The organism is Clostridium frigidicarnis (assembly GCF_900111985.1).
Taxonomy (GTDB): domain Bacteria; phylum Bacillota; class Clostridia; order Clostridiales; family Clostridiaceae; genus Clostridium_Z; species Clostridium_Z frigidicarnis.
This window is the reverse complement of record NZ_FOKI01000004.1, coordinates 53,513-71,417: the sequence shown is the minus strand read 5'-3', so window position 1 is coordinate 71,417 and position 17,905 is coordinate 53,513. Positions and strand designations below refer to the sequence as shown.

At 28.3% G+C, this 17,905-nt stretch carries 15 protein-coding genes; 3 read left to right on the top strand and 12 right to left on the bottom strand.

Annotation, left to right across the window (positions count from 1 at the left end):
- Positions 1-68: 68 nt before the first annotated feature.
- Complete coding sequence (locus BM119_RS03235) at positions 69-1,883, bottom strand: ABC transporter ATP-binding protein (protein WP_090038856.1); 1,815 nt, start codon at positions 1,881-1,883, stop codon at positions 69-71.
- Complete coding sequence (locus BM119_RS03230; RefSeq protein ID WP_090038854.1) at positions 1,880-3,619, bottom strand: ABC transporter ATP-binding protein; 1,740 nt, start codon at positions 3,617-3,619, stop codon at positions 1,880-1,882. Before BM119_RS03230 ends, BM119_RS03235 begins: the two co-directional genes overlap by 4 nt.
- 492 nt (positions 3,620-4,111) lie before the next feature.
- Between BM119_RS03230 and BM119_RS03225 the strand changes: the two genes are divergently transcribed.
- Both BM119_RS03225 and BM119_RS03220 read left to right on the top strand, forming a co-directional pair.
- A complete protein-coding gene (locus BM119_RS03225) occupies positions 4,112-5,056 on the top strand; it encodes an amidohydrolase family protein (protein WP_090038852.1) in 945 nt (314 codons plus the stop codon).
- 17 nt (positions 5,057-5,073) lie between these two features.
- The gene (locus BM119_RS03220; protein ID WP_090038850.1) at positions 5,074-5,541 is read left to right on the top strand and encodes a pyridoxamine 5'-phosphate oxidase family protein; all 468 of its coding nucleotides are present in this window, start codon (positions 5,074-5,076) and stop codon (positions 5,539-5,541) included.
- A gap of 145 nt (positions 5,542-5,686) precedes the next feature.
- On the opposite strand, the gene BM119_RS03215 is transcribed toward BM119_RS03220, so the two are convergent.
- The 10 genes from BM119_RS03215 to BM119_RS03175 all read right to left on the bottom strand — a co-directional run bounded on the left by BM119_RS03215 (position 5,687) and on the right by BM119_RS03175 (position 16,477).
- Complete coding sequence (locus tag BM119_RS03215) at positions 5,687-6,505, bottom strand: class I SAM-dependent methyltransferase (protein WP_090038849.1); 819 nt, start codon at positions 6,503-6,505, stop codon at positions 5,687-5,689.
- A 447-nt stretch (positions 6,506-6,952) separates the two neighbouring features.
- Positions 6,953-8,245, bottom strand: a complete 1,293-nt coding sequence (locus BM119_RS03210) for an NCS2 family permease (RefSeq protein WP_090038848.1) — start codon at positions 8,243-8,245, stop codon at positions 6,953-6,955.
- Complete coding sequence (locus BM119_RS19745) at positions 8,229-8,396, bottom strand: hypothetical protein (protein ID WP_177199301.1); 168 nt, start codon at positions 8,394-8,396, stop codon at positions 8,229-8,231. Before BM119_RS19745 ends, BM119_RS03210 begins: the two co-directional genes overlap by 17 nt.
- A 202-nt stretch (positions 8,397-8,598) precedes the next feature.
- Positions 8,599-9,918: an argininosuccinate lyase gene (argH, locus tag BM119_RS03205; RefSeq protein ID WP_090038847.1), complete on the bottom strand. Its 1,320-nt coding sequence runs from the start codon at positions 9,916-9,918 to the stop codon at positions 8,599-8,601.
- A 3-nt stretch (positions 9,919-9,921) separates the two neighbouring features.
- On the bottom strand, positions 9,922-11,115 hold the full coding sequence (locus tag BM119_RS03200; protein ID WP_090038846.1) for an argininosuccinate synthase: 1,194 nt from the start codon (positions 11,113-11,115) through the stop codon (positions 9,922-9,924).
- Between the two features lie 35 nt (positions 11,116-11,150).
- The gene (locus BM119_RS03195; RefSeq protein WP_090038844.1) at positions 11,151-11,894 is read right to left on the bottom strand and encodes an amino acid ABC transporter ATP-binding protein; all 744 of its coding nucleotides are present in this window, start codon (positions 11,892-11,894) and stop codon (positions 11,151-11,153) included.
- Between the two features lie 12 nt (positions 11,895-11,906).
- The gene (locus tag BM119_RS03190; RefSeq protein ID WP_090038842.1) at positions 11,907-12,554 is read right to left on the bottom strand and encodes an amino acid ABC transporter permease; all 648 of its coding nucleotides are present in this window, start codon (positions 12,552-12,554) and stop codon (positions 11,907-11,909) included.
- 37 nt (positions 12,555-12,591) lie between these two features.
- Entirely contained in the window at positions 12,592-13,383 is a 792-nt protein-coding gene (locus tag BM119_RS03185; protein ID WP_177199300.1) for a basic amino acid ABC transporter substrate-binding protein, read from the bottom strand.
- Positions 13,384-14,154: 771 nt separating this feature from the next.
- Entirely contained in the window at positions 14,155-14,991 is an 837-nt protein-coding gene (locus tag BM119_RS03180) for a YjjW family glycine radical enzyme activase (RefSeq protein WP_090039033.1), read from the bottom strand.
- Position 14,992: 1 nt separating this feature from the next.
- Positions 14,993-16,477 (bottom strand): YjjI family glycine radical enzyme, encoded by a 1,485-nt coding sequence (locus BM119_RS03175; RefSeq protein ID WP_090038838.1) that lies wholly within the window; start codon positions 16,475-16,477, stop codon positions 14,993-14,995.
- Positions 16,478-16,893: 416 nt separating this feature from the next.
- Between BM119_RS03175 and BM119_RS03170 the strand changes: the two genes are divergently transcribed.
- Complete coding sequence (locus BM119_RS03170) at positions 16,894-17,892, top strand: DUF1002 domain-containing protein (protein WP_090038836.1); 999 nt, start codon at positions 16,894-16,896, stop codon at positions 17,890-17,892.
- Positions 17,893-17,905: the final 13 nt, after the last annotated feature.

Here is a 17,905-nt window from a genome sequence, read left to right as displayed (position 1 = left end):
GCACAAAATAGACTAGCATACTGACTGTTATTTTTTTGAATGTGCCTTATATAATATAAATATTAATATTAATTTATATTATTCCTATAACTTAATGGGATTTGCTTATAATACATGTTATAGTATGACCCTTTTTTCTTTATAAGCTCTTCATGATTTCCACTTTCAAGTATTTCTCCATTATCTATAACCATAATAATATCACAATCTCTAATTGTGCTAAGTCTATGTGCAATTATAAAACTTGTTCTATTTTTCATTACTTTAAGCATAGCTTCCTGTATCTTAATTTCTGTTCTAGTATCTACACTGCTAGTAGCCTCATCTAATATTAAAATAGAAGGTTCAGCAAGAATTGCTCTAGCTATTGTTAAAAGTTGTCTCTGTCCCTGACTTAAATTTTGACCACTTTCTGATAGCAATGTATCATATCTTTTTGGAAGGTATTTAATGAAACTATGAGCATTTGCCTTTTTTGCAGCATCTTTCATTTCTTCATCAGTAGCATTTAAGTTTCCATATTTTATGTTTTCTTTTATTGTTCCTGAAAATAAATATGCGTCTTGAAGAACTATTCCAAATATTTTTCTTAAATCCTCTCTTTTATAGTTTCTTATATCTATCCCATCAATTAAAATTTCCCCCTTTGAAACATCGTAAAACCTTGTAATAAGATTTACAATGGTAGTTTTTCCTGCTCCAGTTGGTCCAACTAAAGCAATACTACTTCCAGGTTTAACTTTAAAGTTTATCTTTTTTAATATTGGTTCATTATATTTGTATTCAAAACCAACATCCTTAAATTCTATCTCTCCTCTAATGTTAACTATACTTCTGGCATTTACTATATCCTTCTTTTCTTCTTTTTCATCAAGAACTTCAAAAACTCTTTCAGACCCTGCTAAAGCTGCCTGTAATGTGTTAAATACATTAGCCAAATCATTTAATGGCCTAGTAAATTGTCTAGAGTAATTTATAAAACTAGCTATTACCCCAACGGTGATTAGATTTTTTACTGCTAGTATTCCACCTACAACAGACACAGTTGCAAATCCAATATTGCTAATTACATTCATAAATGGCATTAAAAATGATGACCATATTTGTGCTTTTAATCCAACATTCAATAATTTAGAATTAACTTCTCTAAATTCTTCTAATGCCTTTTCTTCATGATTAAAAGCCTTAACTACTTCTAAACCTGATATTACTTCTTCTATATGTCCATTTAGTTTACCCAATTCTACCTGCTGATTCTTAAATAGCACCTTAGTTTTTCTTGCTATGCTTCGAGTTAATAAAAAAACTAGTGGTACTGTAATCATTGTAAATAGTGTTAAAATCGGACTTAATATAAGCATCATAACTAAAGATCCCACAATACTTATGATTCCTGCCATAAGCTGAACCAAAGACTGAGATATAACAGTATTTATATTATCTATATCATTTGTAAGTCGACTCATTATATCTCCATTTGAATTGGTATCAAAAAATTCTATAGGTAATTTCTGAAGTTTCTCAAATAATGCTCTTCTCATATTTCTAACTACCCGTTGAGATATGCCTACAATAAGCCACCCTTTTATAAAATTAATTATTACATCACCTAAATATGCCATTAATAAAGCCAAAACTGATATAGATAAAAGACTAAATTCTATGTTGTCTAAAGATATTAAGTCAATTGATCGCCCAATTAAATAAGGTATAAACAAAACTACTATTGAGTCAATTATAATAAATATAAAAACTAATACTAGTTGTTTTCTTTCTCCTTTAATATACATCCATAATCTTTTAAGAGTTTCTTTTATATTTTTAGGCTTTGCCTTGGGTAAAAATCTTCCACTATTATTTTTTCTTGCTCCCATTGTATTCATCTTTTATCATCTCCTGTTCTACCCATTTGAGATATAAAGATATCTTTATAAACACTACAATTTTGCATAAGCTCTTTATGATTTCCTTCTCCAACTATTTCTCCATTATCTAAAACTATAATTTTATCTGCATCCATAACTGAAGTTATTCTTTGGGCTATGATAATACATATTGAATTATTAAGCTGTTCTTTTAATCCATTTTTTATGTTAAGTTCTGTATTTGCATCTACAGCACTAGTACAATCATCTAATATAAGTATTTCCGGATTTTTAATTATTGCTCTTGCAATTGATATTCTCTGCTTCTGTCCCCCTGAAACATTTACTCCGCCTTGTCCTATCATTGTATTATATCCATCCTTAAATCCACATATAAAATTATGGGCATCAGCAATTTTAGCTACCCTTTCAACTTCTTCTAAGGTTGCATTTTCTTTTCCCCACTTTATATTGTCCATTATGGTACCTGTAAATAATATATTCTTTTGAGGAACTATTGATATTTTATTTCTTAGATATTTCAAATTAATATCCTTAATATTGTTTTCTCCTATTTTTATACTTCCACAATCCACATCATAGAACCTTGGTATAAGGTTCACAATGGTGGTTTTGCCTGACCCTGTAGATCCTATAATTCCTATAGTTTCTCCACTGCTCAACTTAAAATTTATGTTCTTGATATTATAATCTTTTACTTCTTTAATATAAGAAAAACATACATCATTAAATTCTATAAACATGTTTTTTTCATCATTATTAAATTCTAAAGAATTATCTTGTGATATATTATTTTTTTCATCAAAAACTTTCTGTATTCTTTCTGAGGATGCTTTAACTCTAACAAATGTGTTAAGTATATATGATATTAATATTAGAGAACTTAAAATCTGACCCATATAATTAATAAATGCAACTATCTGCCCAACTTGCATATTTCCATTTGATACTCTTATGCCTCCAATCCAAATAACAATTATTATACCGATATTAACTACTAACGTGATTGCAGGATTAAAAAAACACATAACTCTCATTGCTTTAGTTGAAGAATTTAACAGTTCATTATTATATATATCAAATTTATCTTTTTCGTAGTCAAATTTATTAAATGCCTTTACAACTCTTATACCAGATAAATATTCTCTTATAATACTATTTACTTTGTCTAATGAATTTTGTACTTTTCTGAAATGAGGATATCCCTTCTTCATATTAATTGTCATTATTGCTATGATTATTGGCATTATACCTATAATAACCAATGACATAGATGGGTTTAATCTAACTGCCATTATAATACTACCAATACATAACAGTGGTGCCTTAACAAAAATTCTCATTAATCCATTAATAAAAACCTGCACTTGATTGACGTCATTTGTTACTCTAGTAATCAGTGATGCTCTATTAAACTTATCTATGTTTTCAAATGAAAAAGTATTTATTTTTTTAAAAAGTCCTTCCCTTAAGTCAGCTCCAAAATGCTGTGAAACCTTACTTGCTAGTATACTTCTATTTAAAGCAAAAACAGCTCCAAGTCCAGTTATTAAAAGCATTATGAGTCCCATATTCACAACATAATTTATATCTTTATTTTTTACTCCTATGTCAATGATTCTTGACATTATAGTTGGTTGTAAAAGATCACATAATGTCTCTAAAGTAAGAAAACACAAGGCAAATCCAAATGATTTCCAATACTTATTCATATATTCTCTTATAAAATTCATGCATCTCGCTCCTAGTATCTATAATATATTTATGTTTATATTCTTATTAGAACACCACGTTTTAATTGACAATTTAAAATTGAGAATTGACAATTAAGGATTTCTTCCTTAAATAAAAGGCTAAAATTTCTAATTTACATTATTATATCACGAAAATAACCTTTATTATTATTGCATTTTATTATAATTAATTTTATTCTAAACAGATTTTTTATTTTCACAAAGTATTAATTTTACAAACATATGATATAATTGTAATACATATATTACATTTGTAGATGAGTCGGTTACATGATTAAATTCAACTCAGAATTTGCTTATGTAATAGGGCTATATTGATGTATTAAAATATCAGAAAAGTATGGTAAAGATGCTTTAATAAACCCAATAACAAAGGTGACGATAAATTTATGGATATGGTTTTGAACTCCTAAATCTTATCCTAATTTATTATTTAATTATTTATTGAGAAAATTTCTAGGAGGATTTTATATGAATAACCAATATGATTTCTTATTTAAAGAAGGATTAAAATCAGATGATTTATCTAAAATAAGAAAAACCCCTAAGGGTGATCTACATAATCACTGTGGTCTTGGTATGAGGTTTTCTACATTTAACAAGTGGGCAAGCGGTAATGTAACGCCACCTCCAAATAAAATGGAAGGCCTTTTAGGTTTAGATAATTATATTTTTGGTGAAACTATTAAATTTATTACCAAAGGCTCTGATATTGAATTTCTAATAGAGGCTACTCTAAAAGAAGCTATAGAGGATGGAGTTAAAATTTTGGAACCTAGTATAGATTGCAATGACTTAAGATATTTCAATAACTATAATGACTTTTTTAATTCTATACTTAAAGTTAAAACTAAATATGCTAACAGTATAGATTTCAGGCCAGAAATTGGAATGCCTAAATCCATAACAACTGAAGGTCTAGAGAACTTTTTAATACCCTGTATAGATAGCGGTGTATTTAAGTCCTTAGATTTATATGGGGATGAATCTATTGATGATTTTGAAAAGTTCAAACCTTACTATAAATATGCAAAAGAAAAAGGTCTTAAACTTAAAGTTCATTGTGGAGAATTTCATGGTGCAGAAAATGTAAAAAAAGCTATAGAAATATTAAATATAGATGAAATACAACATGGCATTGGGGCTTATTCTGATGAATATGTCATTTCTCTTATAAAAGAAAGAAATATTAGATTAAACATATGTCCAAGCAGTAATTTTATTTTAGGAGCTATTGATGACATAAAAAAACATCCCTCTAGAATTTTATTTGATAGCGGTGTAACTTTGAGCATAAATACTGATGACTTACTGCTATTTAATAGTGGAGTTTCAGAGGAATATTTATATCTTTATAAATCTGGAGTTTTTAATGAAGATGAATTAAATGAAATACGTCATATGTCTTTATTATAATTTGGAGGTGCCTATATATGTTTAGAGAACTTAGAAAGAAAAACAGAGAACTTACTAAAGAAGATTCTATAAAAATTTTAAAATCTTGTGATTATGGTATTTTATCATGTTTAAGTGAAAATGGATATGCCTATGGCGTGCCACTAAGTTATGTCTATATGAATAACTCCATCTATTTTCATTCTGCCACCGAAGGCCATAAAATAGATAGCATTAATAATAATAACAAAATCTCATTTTGTGTAGTTGGAAAAACTCATATTCTCCCTGAAAAGTTTAGCACAGAATATGAAAGCGTAATTGTATTCGGCTTAGCAACTGAAGTTCATGATAATGAAAAAAATTTAGTTCTTTTGGAATTAATTAATAAGTATTCTCCTAATTACATAGATGAAGGTACTAAATATATTGAAAATTTAGCCTCAAAAACTAAAGTAATAAAAATAACTATTGAAAACATTTCTGCTAAGGGACGAAAATCTTAATTAGTAATAATTCGCTACAAAAGCGGCAAGGAATTCCAAAACATACTAGTCTGGGGTTTCCTTGCCATAATTTAAAACAAACTATTAAATTTATTCTCTAAGTTTAATCAAACTCCATCCAAAACTAGAAATTACTTAATTAAACTTATCTTACATGCTTTTCAGCAACTAAAGTGAATGTCTTTGGTATCCCTTTATCAAAAACCTCTGAGGATAAATTTGCTTCCTCATCTAAGCTCTTTATCATTAAACCTGATTGGGATACGGCTGTTACTATTTCCCCTAAATTCCATTTGCGAAGTAGTACTGTTTTAGGTTCTTCATTGTCATTTAAATATTTTGAATAAGATATAAGTTTTTCTTCAAGAGAAGTATCAAAATAATCTCCTGTAACTTTATGTTTACGGACTTTAGCTGTTGATCCCCTTGATGAAATTAATTTTGTAGAAACAGGATGGAAATCCCTTATAACAAATATTCCATTATTACTTAACAATTTATGTACTATATTTAAAAAAGGTTTTAAATCTGAAAAATAATGTAGTATTCCCATTTCAGCAAATACTATATCATAATCTCCTGTAAGTTCTTCCTTTGGAAGTTTAAGAACATCAGATAAAACATATTTTATATTTACATTTGCTTCTTTAGCTAAATCCATAGCATATCTTTTATTTCCCTCTGAAAAATCAACTACAGTTACATTAGCTCCTAATAAGCTCAATGCTACAGCCTTATTTCCGTTTGATCCCATTAAATTCATTATTTTTTTGTTATTTACATCTCCAAACTTGTTGTAAATAACAGATATAGGTTTTGTAGGATTTTTCTTTATCTTTTCAGCCGCCATTTTAGGTTCTCCTAATCTTTCAACCCATGCATCATATGTTTCCTTATTCCACGCTTCCTCATTTATATCAATGCATACTTCTTTATTACTTTCATTGCATTCTTGTTGATTCATAAATCATCCTCCATTAAGTATAAATTAACTATATATTATATTTAGAACAAAGTGGCTAAACCTCGTTATAATTGAAAATTGACAGTTATTGTTAACATCTTCTTAAGAAGATTTCATCCTTAACTCTCTTGTCACTTACAACTTGTCACTGATTAAATTACATATTTAATGTATTTTAAGGTTATCCATATATTTCATCTCTATAATATCCTATAGAGTTAAAAGGTATACCAAATATATATTATAATCTAAAAAAAGCTCTGTTAAAAGAGGATATTGTCTAAGTAAACCTAAAAAATTATAAAATATACGCTAGTTCATTAAGATTTTAATCTATAGTTCCATATATTTTTATTATCTAAAATAAAAATTGCTTATATGAAAAATTTTCACATAAGCAATTTTTTAGTGTTTTAGTGTCTTTATATTAGGCACATTCAATGTGCCTTAAATTAAGAATTTAAGTATAAATATTATACCTATTATCACTGTTGCTAGACTTACGTCTTTACGCTTTCCAGTGAATACTTTTAATACTATATATGAAATTACTCCAAATACTATACCATCTGATATTGAATAAGAAAATGGCATCATTATAATTGTTAAAAATGCCGGTATAGCTTCTGTGTAATCATCAAGCTTTATTTCTTTAATAGGCTCAATCATAAATAGTCCAACCAATACTAAAGCTGATGCTGTTACTGCTGGAGTTATAACTGAAAATAGTGGTGCAAAGAATAATGCTAAAAAGAACATTACTGCTGTTGATACTGCTGTTAATCCAGTTCTTCCGCCTTCTGCAACCCCTGATGCACTCTCAACAAATGTACTTACAGTACTTGTACCAAGACATGCTCCTAATGTTGTTCCAATAGCATCTGATAAAAGGGCCTTTTTTATATTTGGCACTTTTCCATTTTCATCTAACATATTAGCCTTAGTAGCAACTCCAACTAAAGTTCCTATTGTATCAAACATATCCATAAATAATAAAGTAAATAATACTATCGCCATATCAAAAGTAAAGATATTATGCCATTCAAAAGTAAAAAATGATGAACTCATTGATGGTGGCATACTAACTAATGAAGTTGGAAAATGTGTTACCCCTAAAGGTATTCCAACTATAGCTGTAATAAGCATTCCTAAAAATAATGCTCCCTTTACATTCTTAGCTAATAATATTCCTGTTATTAATATTCCTATTATTGCAACTAATCCTTGTCCTGATATTATATTTCCTAATGCAACTATAGTTCCACCACCCTCTGGATGAGTAACTACGCCTGCTCCTTCAAGACCTATTAATGAAATTAATAATCCTATACCTACTGATATACCTCTTTTAATGCTCATTGGTATTGAATCAACTATAGCTTCACGAACATTAAATAGTGTTAATAATATAAATATAATTCCTTCTAAAAGAACTGCTGTTAATGCAAATTGATATGAATATCCCATACCCTTAACTATTGTAAACGCAAAAAAGGCGTTTAATCCCATTCCTGGAGCTTGTGCAAATGGTAGTTTTGCATATAAACCCATTATAAGAGTTGCAATGACCGCTGATAATGCTGTTGCTGTAAATACAGCCCCTGGATCCATTCCTGCTACTGATAAAATAGAGGGGTTAACTATTAATATGTACGCCATTGTCATAAATGTAGTTATTCCTGCTACTATTTCTTTTTTTACAGTAGTGTTGTTTTCTTTAAGTTTAAAATACTTTTCCATATGTACCACTCTTTCTAGTTATTTTTTCAACACCTTTACTATAATAACACATTTTTTCATTTTGCCAAGGGTTTTGCCGAATATTTTTATATTTTTTTAAATTTTTATATGTATTTTTTAAATTTTCATGTGATTTTGACATTCTATCCATTCATATTTCTACATAATTTTTATGAACATCATAAGAATCACTCCTATCTATAATTTTTCACTAATTAATAAATAATATACACTAAAAACAAAGGCTATCTTTAACTAACCATATAAACTGCTTTTTAGCATATGTTTAGCATTAAAGATAGCTTGTAAATATAAGTTTTTAAATTTATAATATATTTTATAAATTTTTAAATTTACATATTCATATTATTCTTTATTCCTTTTGTGATTGAAACTTCATAATCAATAAAGTCATATATATCTTCTGTAAAACAACTAGAAAATTGTTTTAGTTCATCTAAAGTTAGCTTCTCTATATTAACTCCTTTTTCTTCACAGAATAAAATAATCTCCCCAACAACTTTATGAGCATCTCTAAATGCCATTCCATTACAAACTAAATAATCTGCAACTTCAGTAGCATTTAAAAAACCTGCTTTAACAGCATTTCTCATAGACTCATTTTTCACCTTCATTGTCCCTATTATTCTTTCCATAACTATTAAGCATTTACTGGTAGTATCAAGTGCATCAAAAAACACTTCCTTATCTTCTTGCATATCTTTATTATAGGCCAAAGGTAATGATTTCATTGTAGTTAATAAGGATATTAATGTTCCATAAACTCTACCACTTTTACCTCTTATAAGTTCTGGTCCATCTGGATTTTTCTTTTGAGGCATTATTGAACTTCCTGTTGCAAACTCATCATCTATTGATATAAAATCAAATTCCTTAGAACTCCAAAGAATAAGTTCTTCTGACAATCTTGATAAATGCATCATTATTATTGAAAAATCTGCACTTAGTTCAATTAAATAATCTCTATCCGATACTCCATCTAAAAAATTATCTGTAGGTTTTTTGAATCCTAATTCTTTAGCGGTAAACTCTCTATCTATATTATATGTTGTACCTGCTAAAGCGCAGCAACCTAAAGGACATTCATCTAGTATTTCAATGGCATTTTCTATTCTTTTAATATCTCTTTTAAACATAGCTTCATAAGCCTTCATATGATGGGTAAATGTTACTACCTGAGCTCTTTGTAAATGTGTATATCCTGGCATAATATATGGATTGTTTTCTCCTACACACTTTAACGTATTACCCAACTTTTCCAAGTTATTTTTTATATTAATTGCACATTCTTTAGAATATAGCCTCATATCTAAAGCAACTTGATCGTTTCTACTTCTCGCCGTATGAAGCTTCTTTGCAACATTTCCTATTCTCTCGATTAAGTTTATTTCTACAAATGAATGGATATCCTCATAGTTTCCTTTAATCTCAATTTTATTTTCTTCAATATCTTTAAGAAGTTCCCTAAGTGCACACTCTATTTCTTTTCCTTCATCTTCACTTATTATATTGCAGTTTTTAAGCATATTAACATGAACTATACTTCCATTTATATCTTCTAAATATAATCTTTTATCAAAAGAAAGGGAGGAATTAAAATCCTCCATCAACTTACTTTCACCCTTTTTAAATCGACCACCCCAAAGTTTCATATTTTACATCCCCTTCATTGCCTTGATTTTTAATGGAAGAGCTGTTAATTTAATAAACCCTTCTGCATCCTTATGATCATATAATTCAGATGCCCCAAAGGAAGAAATTTCATTATCATATAAAGCATTATTTGTGAATATACCTGCTGGTTTAATATTACCTTTATATAACTTAATTTTAACTGTTCCTGTTACATTTTTCTGTGTTTCATCAATAAATTTATCCAAAGATTCTTTTAAAGTTGAGTACCACTTTCCATCATAAATAATTTCTGCATATTTAATAGAAATCATTTCTTTATAATGCATAGTATCCTTTTCTAAAGTTGCACTTTCTAATATTGAGTGAGCCTTATAAAGTATAGCTCCTCCTGGTGTTTCATATATTCCTCTAGATTTCATTCCAACTAATCTGTTTTCGATAATGTCTTCAATTCCAATTCCATTTTCCCCACCTAACTTATTTAACATTTTCATAAGTTCAACAGGTGGAAGTTCCTCACCATTTATCTTTTTAGGTATACCTTCCTCAAAGTATATTTCTACATATGTAGGCTCATCTTTTGCTTTTTCAGGTGATACTCCCATAAGATACATTTCTTCTTTATGCTCATTTTCTAAGCATTCAATATCTCCGCCCTCATGAGATGTATGCCAAATATTTGCATCTACTGAATATATTTTTTCCTTTGTAACTGCTACCTCTATATTATGATCATTTGCATAATCTATAGCATCTTCTCTTGATTTTATATCCCAAATTCTCCAAGGTGCAATTATGTCAATAGTTGGATCAAAAGCCCAAATAGAACTTTCAAAACGTACCTGATCATTACCTTTTCCAGTACATCCATGACAAATTACCTTAGCTCCCTCTTCATGAGCTATTTCAACTAATCTTTTAGCCATTATAGGTCTTGCAAGAGAAGTACCTAACATATATTTTCCTTCATATTTCGCTTCTGCCTTCACAGCCATATATACACATTGAGTTATAAATTCTTCAGTTAAATCCTCAATATAAACCTTTGATGCCCCTGATGCATGAGCTTTATTTTCTATAGCCCCCATATTTTCATCTTGTCCAACATTCAAACACACTGCAATAACATCAAAATTATAATTTTCCTTAAGCCATGCTATTATTATAGATGTGTCTAATCCCCCTGAATATGCTAATACTACTTTTTCTTTCATTTTAAATAGCCCTCCTTCGTATATAAAAAATTCTATTATGCTGATTTTTCTAATGTTTTATATAAAAATGTTTTTGTTCTCTCTTCACTTGGGTTTGTAAATATCTTTTCTGGCACATCATCTTCAACGATTTTTCCATCACTCATAAATATAACTCTATCTGATACATCTCTAGCAAAACTCATTTCGTGTGTAACAACTACCATTGTCATACCCTCTTTTGCAAGTTCCTTCATTACATTTAAAACTTCCCCAACTAATTCTGGATCTAAAGCTGATGTTGGTTCATCAAAAAGCATGATTTTAGGTTCCATGGCAAGTGCTCTAGCTATTGCAACTCTTTGCTTTTGACCTCCAGAAAGCTTTGAAGGATAGTAATTTATTTTATCTATTAATCCTACCTTCTCTAATAGTTTTTTTGCTCTTTCAAGTACAGTATTCTTATCTTCTTTTTTTACTTTTAATGGTGCTAACATAACATTCTCTAAAACTGTAAGATGTGGAAATAAATTAAATCCTTGAAAAACCATTCCCATCTTTGTAGTTAAATCTTTCATAACTTTCTTATCAGATACATCTAGCTTATTTTCTTCGATTAATATTTCTCCATTATCTATGGTTTCTAAATTATTTAAACATCTCAAGAAAGTAGATTTTCCTGAACCCGAAGGACCTATTATTGTAACAACTTCTCCTTGATTTATATTTAAAGATAAATCCTCAAATACTGTTAAATTTTCAAACTTTTTAGTTATATTTTTTACATCTATAGCTTTCATTATAAATCCCTCCTAGTATACAGAAACTTTTTTTTCTATTAATGAAAATAATAATGTTAAAACTGTTGTCATTGCTAAGTAAAACACTCCTGCTAGTAAATATGTTTCCATAGCTCTAAATGACGATGACGCTATAACTTGTGAACTTCTCATAAGCTCAACTAAAGTTATTGTTGAAACTATTGATGTATCTTTATTTATTGTAATAAATTCATTTCCTACAGATGGAAGTATAATTCTTATTGTTTGTGGAATTATTACATGCATCATAGTTTGTCCATAAGATAATCCCAATGTCTTAGAAGCCTCAAACTGTCCTTTATCTACAGATTGAATTCCTCCTCTTATAATTTCAGTCATATAAGCACCACAATTGATACTAAGAGCTAAAACTCCGGCTGTCATAGCTTCCATTTCTATTCCTATACTTGGAAGTCCGAAATATATTATAAATATTTGTAATAACATAGGTGTCCCTCTTATTATCCATGTGTAAAAACTTGCAATTAAATTTAACACCTTATATTTTGAGGTTTTAAATAATGCTCCAATTATTCCTATTATTGTTCCAAATATTAATGTTAAAACTGTTAGTTCTATAGTTACAATTGCTCCCTGTGTAAGAACAGGAACACTCATCTTTATAAATTCTAAATCCATAACCTCATCCCCCATATGTTATTACTTAATTTAATTGTTATTTATAAGCATCAAATCCAAACCACTTCTCTGATAATTTACTTAAAGTACCATCTTCTTTTAACTCTTTTAAGATTTTATTTACCTCTTGTTGAATTTGTGTATCTTCCTTTTTAAATGCTAAAGCTATTGGTTCTTCTTCTATATTTGCATCTATTTTCTTATATGATTCCTTATCTTTATCTAGATAATAATCACATACTGGCTTATCTACTACAACAGCATCTATTCTCTTATTTTTTAAATCTAACAATCCTTCTGGTGTTTTATTATATTCTTTAACTTCTTTAACACCTTCTATTTTCTTTGCTGCATCTGCTGATGTTGTTCCAATACCTACGCCTATAGTTTTTCCTTTTAAATCTTCAACTGTTTTTATATCATTATTTTCTGTATTTAAAACTATATACTGGCCACTGTTTAAATAATTATCTGTAAATAATACTTCATTTTGTCTCTTTTCTGTCACTGTAAATCCTGATGCAACCATATCAAACTTGTTTGATTTTAATCCCTGTACAATCCCATCAAATGGTACTGTAACAATTTCTGTTTTAGCTCCTAGCTTTTCTGCTATTGCATTAGATAAATCAATATCAAAACCTACTATTTCATTTTTATCATTTGTGTACTCAAAAGGTGGGTAATCCGGACTTAAACCTATTTTAAAAACTTTTGATTCCTTTACCTTATCAAGAGTATTTACTTTCTCCTGCTTACTACCACAGCCTGCCATAACCACCCCGCAAATCATTACTCCTACTAATGCTAATATTACTTTCTTTTTCATTTTAGCCCCTCCTGATTTTTGTATTTTTATACTCATATTTTTCTTACTTTTACCTATTTCAAAGGTTTCGTTCGTATATCATGATGTTATTATAACTCCTTATGAATATTTATGCAATATATTTGCATAAATATTCATAAGGAAATTTAGTTTTTTATAATTTTAATAATATAAAGCAATTTTTATTAAATATTTTAATTTGGTAATCGTTTAAATTTTAATATTATTTTAAGTAATTTAGTTTTTTATAACATATACATGGTTTACTCTTTAAATAAATATAATAAAAAGCCATGAAATTTAGATATGTATTCTAAATTTCATGGCTTCTATATTAAAATATATTTTACTAATCTTCTCATTAATCCTTAATATATTCTTACTATTTAGTTATTCTAATGAAAAAAGGCTATGCCCTTTTTTAGTGACAAGTTAAAAGTAACAAGTGACAAATTGATGTTGAAAATAACAGATTTTCTTTAATTATATTTTTTTATTTTCAAAATCTTCCTGAAAAGATTTATCCGCAACTTGTAATTTTTCACTCATTAAAGTTTTCAACTAAAAAATCTATGCATTTTAATAGTTATCAAAGTTATCCACAGATTTGAAATTTTATAATATACTATAAAGTAAAAAAGTCAACTATCTTCTTATAGGTTACCTTTCTTCAAACCTTTAGCTTTTAGATCATTACATAGCAATAGTTTTTTTTAAGGCACATTCAAATAAATAACTAGCCAGTATGCTAGTTTATTTTCATATGCCTAATCAAACTATCACTACATCCTCACAACCATTTTTATATGCTATTTCTTTAAGTTTATTCATGTATTCATCACTTGGGCTTTTCATATCTTTAATTTCTTCTCTTACGCCCATTGCTCTAAATTTTATAAGTTTATATCTTATATTTAAATTGCTCTCTCCTATAAACTTTGAAACATTATAAACTGTATCCTCATTTTTAAACATATCTGGCACCACTACAGTTCTTACCTCATAAAGCTTATCCATACTAGCTAGATATTTAAGATTTTTTAATACATTAGTGTTGTCTTCGCCTATAAATTCCTTATGAATAGCCTTATCCCATGATTTAACATCTAGCATTACTTTATCAGTTAAACTTAAAAGTTCAGTCATTTCTTTAAAGTCTTTAAATCCATTGCTATCTATAAAACATGTTAACCCATTATTTCTTGCTATTTTAAATAGTTCTATAATAAATTCTTCTTGAATAGTACATTCTCCGCCTGATACGGTAATCCCTTGTATGAAATTCTTATATTTTTCTATTTCATTCATTAAATTTTGTGGTGTAAATTTTTTTATCTTAGGACTACTGTTATTCTTACAAATCTTTATACAACTATCGCAATTACAACATTTACTATAATCCCACACAATTTCTCCAAGTATATTTTTTATTGCTCCTGTTTTACAAACTTCAATACATTTGCCACAATTTACACAAGTATTTATTGTTTCTGGGTTATGACAATAAATACAATTAAAATTACACTCTTGAAAAAAGATAGAAGTCCTATTTCCTGGTCCATCTACTGAACTAAAAGGTATTATTCTGTTTATATATCCATAAACCATACTATCTAACCTTTCTATTGTAAATATTTCCATTTCTAACCTGTCCCTGTCCTAACACAACCGTATCATGAAGAACTGATTCACCTTTATCTAATTTTTCAATTTCACTTCTTTTAACTAAAAATCCTGTAATCCTTATTACATCTGCATCAGAAGAATATAGTGAAAAATATCTCATTCCTTCTTTAAATGCACCTTCAATTATATTTAATATAAACTCAGGATTGTTTTGTGAATTCTTTTCAAATGGGAATATATCGCCTATTCCTGATGGAAAATACTTATGAAATCTAGCTGTTTGCTTTAAATGATTCCAAAGCTCTGGTTCTTCCCCTACAGGAATTCTGCATCCTGGTGTTACACCTTTATCCTCTGCAAGCCCAACCTGTGCATGAAGTAACACTCTTTCATTGGTAGCCTTACAGTAAGGACTATGATGTTTATTAACTAAATCATACAAAGTCTTAATTATTTTTTCTCCTAAATTGTCTGCTTCTTCATTATGTCCAAATCTATCTTCTTGTTTTTCCGCATTTAAAAGATTGTTTACACATTCAGCAAGGCCGACCATACCAAACATAGCTGTAAATCTATCTTTACTTATAAAACCTTCTTTAACCAAGAAATTACTCTCAAAAAATGTACTTTCCTCAACTATATATCTTATTCTTTCTTCTATATACTCTGCCATTAATTGAAATGCCTTAGGTAATTTTTCATTAAAGAAATCTTCTATACTCTCTGCCATTAACGAAAGCTTAGCTAAATTCATCCTTACTAAAGTAAATGCCCCTCCACCTATTGGAAGACCATTATAACAACTAGCTATTCCATAATTTTCACCTAACTCTTTAGAAAACATTTCATCATTAGCAAAACTTGGCTTAGCAGTCTTTAATGATGTTTCTATTGCTTTTAATGCAAACTCTTTTGGAGTAGTATTGTTATATTTTAAAGTTAAATTAGGATTTGCATTCTCTAACTCTTTTTCTACTTCTAGAATAATTCTTCCTGCTCTTGTATCTCTTGGTCCTATATTTCCATGACAAAAAGAGTCTGTTATTGTTCTATCTATATGAGTTAAAAATAATTTTATAGCTTTTTTCCCTTCATTTTCATCTACAATAAACGGTTCTAGAAGCTCGTCAATACTACCTATATATACTGGCATAGTTGTTACTGATGGAACATGCTTGTACATTATAAGCAAATTATTTACAGCTTCCCATATATCTTTAGGTGGTGTAAGGTTTAAAAACTTACACCCTTCACTCATAAATTTTTCATAGTTTGGGAGTATATATCTAGGTCTATAAGGGGCATTTCCTTCAAACAGATCACAAATTACCCCTTTTTCTCTTAATTTCTGTGCTTCATCTGAAATTTTTAATACATTTACACTATTTTCTGCTTCCCTTGCTAGGGCTACAACCTTTTGTTCAAATGTTAAAGTTGTATCCTTTATAATTTTTTCTATATTATTCATTAGTAAATCAACTCCATATTATTTAATAGATTACCTGAATTGGTTTTCATATTTTTATCTATTTTAACTCACTTCTTATGATAAGTAAATATGTATTTTATGTTATATATATTTTTCTCAACAAAATAAAACCTAGTAAAATCCATTGTTTATATGTTAATTTTTTGTGACTAAATTCCTTTTACATAAATCAAATTAGTTTATTTATAGTTTACCATGTAACTTTTTAAATACTCTTATTAAATTCTTAAGAAAAATTTATATATATTGTAACTTTAATTTATATAATATGGTATAAAATATATAAGTAAACAAATTTACTTAAGACACATTCAAAAAATAATAGACTAGTATGCTTGTCTATTATTTTCTTTCATGTGCCTTATACAATATTTAAATGAATAGGAGTGTACAAAATGTTAAAACAGAGAATATTAAAATCTATTAGTAAAATACTACTAGGTGTTTTGACTATATCCACAGTAATAAGTCTACCTGGGAATGAGGCGAAGGCAGATGCTATGAAAGTTGTTACTCTAGGAGCAGATCTTACTCAACAACAAAAGGATGATATGCTAAAATATTTTAATGTAAAAAAAGATGAAGCTAATATTTTAGAAGTAAATATAACTGAAGAAAAAAAATACTTAGGAAAAATTGCACCCCCAGAACAACTTGGTAGCAAATCTATTTCTTCTTCTTATGTAGAGCCTACATCTAAGGGAGGAATAAATGTAAAAACTAATAACCTTTACTGGGTTACAGATAGCATGATAACAAACGCCTTAATAACAGCCGGTATAACAAATGCTACTGTTATTGCTTCTGCACCTTTTAAGGTTTCTGGAACTGCAGCATTAACTGGTATATTAAAAGGTTTTGAAAATAGTGAATCTGGTAAAAAAATAGATGAAAATAAAAAAGAAGTAGCAAATGAAGAATTAGTTGTAACTGGTAAATTAGGTGATAAAATTGGACAAGATGAAGCTGCAAAAGCAATAAATGAAATAAAAAAAGATGTTGTAAAAGAAAAGCCTAAAACTGACAAAGAAATTGAAAAGTTAGTATCAAATGTAACTAATAGTTATGGTTCAAAATTAAGTGATGAAGATGTAAAAAATGTAACTTCTTTAATGAGCAAAATAAATGGATTAGACTTAGATTTCAAACAAATAAAAGATCAATTAAATGATGTAAGTAAAAAACTTAAAGACCAATTAAATAGTGACGAAGCTAAAGGCTTCTTTTCTAAAGTAAAAGATTTCTTTTCAGGCATGTGGGAGTCAATAAGTGATTTTTTCAGTAACCTTCTTTCAAGTGAAGAAAAAGCTACTGAAGAACCAAAAACTGATAAGAATAATACCCAACCAACCAATGATAACAATTCAAAAAATGAAAATAATACTAAGAAATAAAATAATAAAGCCA

Excerpts from the sequence above, each read along its gene's own strand:
- BM119_RS03225 (WP_090038852.1), top strand. The coding sequence starts at position 4,112 with ATGAATAACCAATATGATTTCTTATTTAAAGAAGGATTAAAATCAGAT.
- BM119_RS03185 (WP_177199300.1), bottom strand. The coding sequence starts at position 13,383 with ATGAAAAAGAAAGTAATATTAGCATTAGTAGGAGTAATGATTTGCGGG.
- BM119_RS03170 (WP_090038836.1), top strand. The coding sequence starts at position 16,894 with ATGTTAAAACAGAGAATATTAAAATCTATTAGTAAAATACTACTAGGT.
- argH (WP_090038847.1), bottom strand. The coding sequence starts at position 9,918 with ATGAAACTTTGGGGTGGTCGATTTAAAAAGGGTGAAAGTAAGTTGATG.
- BM119_RS03190 (WP_090038842.1), bottom strand. The coding sequence starts at position 12,554 with ATGGATTTAGAATTTATAAAGATGAGTGTTCCTGTTCTTACACAGGGA.
- BM119_RS03195 (WP_090038844.1), bottom strand. The coding sequence starts at position 11,894 with ATGAAAGCTATAGATGTAAAAAATATAACTAAAAAGTTTGAAAATTTA.
- BM119_RS03230 (WP_090038854.1), bottom strand. The coding sequence starts at position 3,619 with ATGAATTTTATAAGAGAATATATGAATAAGTATTGGAAATCATTTGGA.
- BM119_RS03220 (WP_090038850.1), top strand. The coding sequence starts at position 5,074 with ATGTTTAGAGAACTTAGAAAGAAAAACAGAGAACTTACTAAAGAAGAT.
- BM119_RS03180 (WP_090039033.1), bottom strand. The coding sequence starts at position 14,991 with ATGGTTTATGGATATATAAACAGAATAATACCTTTTAGTTCAGTAGAT.
- BM119_RS19745 (WP_177199301.1), bottom strand. The coding sequence starts at position 8,396 with ATGGATAGAATGTCAAAATCACATGAAAATTTAAAAAATACATATAAA.
- BM119_RS03235 (WP_090038856.1), bottom strand. The coding sequence starts at position 1,883 with ATGAATACAATGGGAGCAAGAAAAAATAATAGTGGAAGATTTTTACCC.
- BM119_RS03175 (WP_090038838.1), bottom strand. The coding sequence starts at position 16,477 with ATGAATAATATAGAAAAAATTATAAAGGATACAACTTTAACATTTGAA.
- BM119_RS03210 (WP_090038848.1), bottom strand. The coding sequence starts at position 8,245 with ATGGAAAAGTATTTTAAACTTAAAGAAAACAACACTACTGTAAAAAAA.
- BM119_RS03200 (WP_090038846.1), bottom strand. The coding sequence starts at position 11,115 with ATGAAAGAAAAAGTAGTATTAGCATATTCAGGGGGATTAGACACATCT.
- BM119_RS03215 (WP_090038849.1), bottom strand. The coding sequence starts at position 6,505 with ATGAATCAACAAGAATGCAATGAAAGTAATAAAGAAGTATGCATTGAT.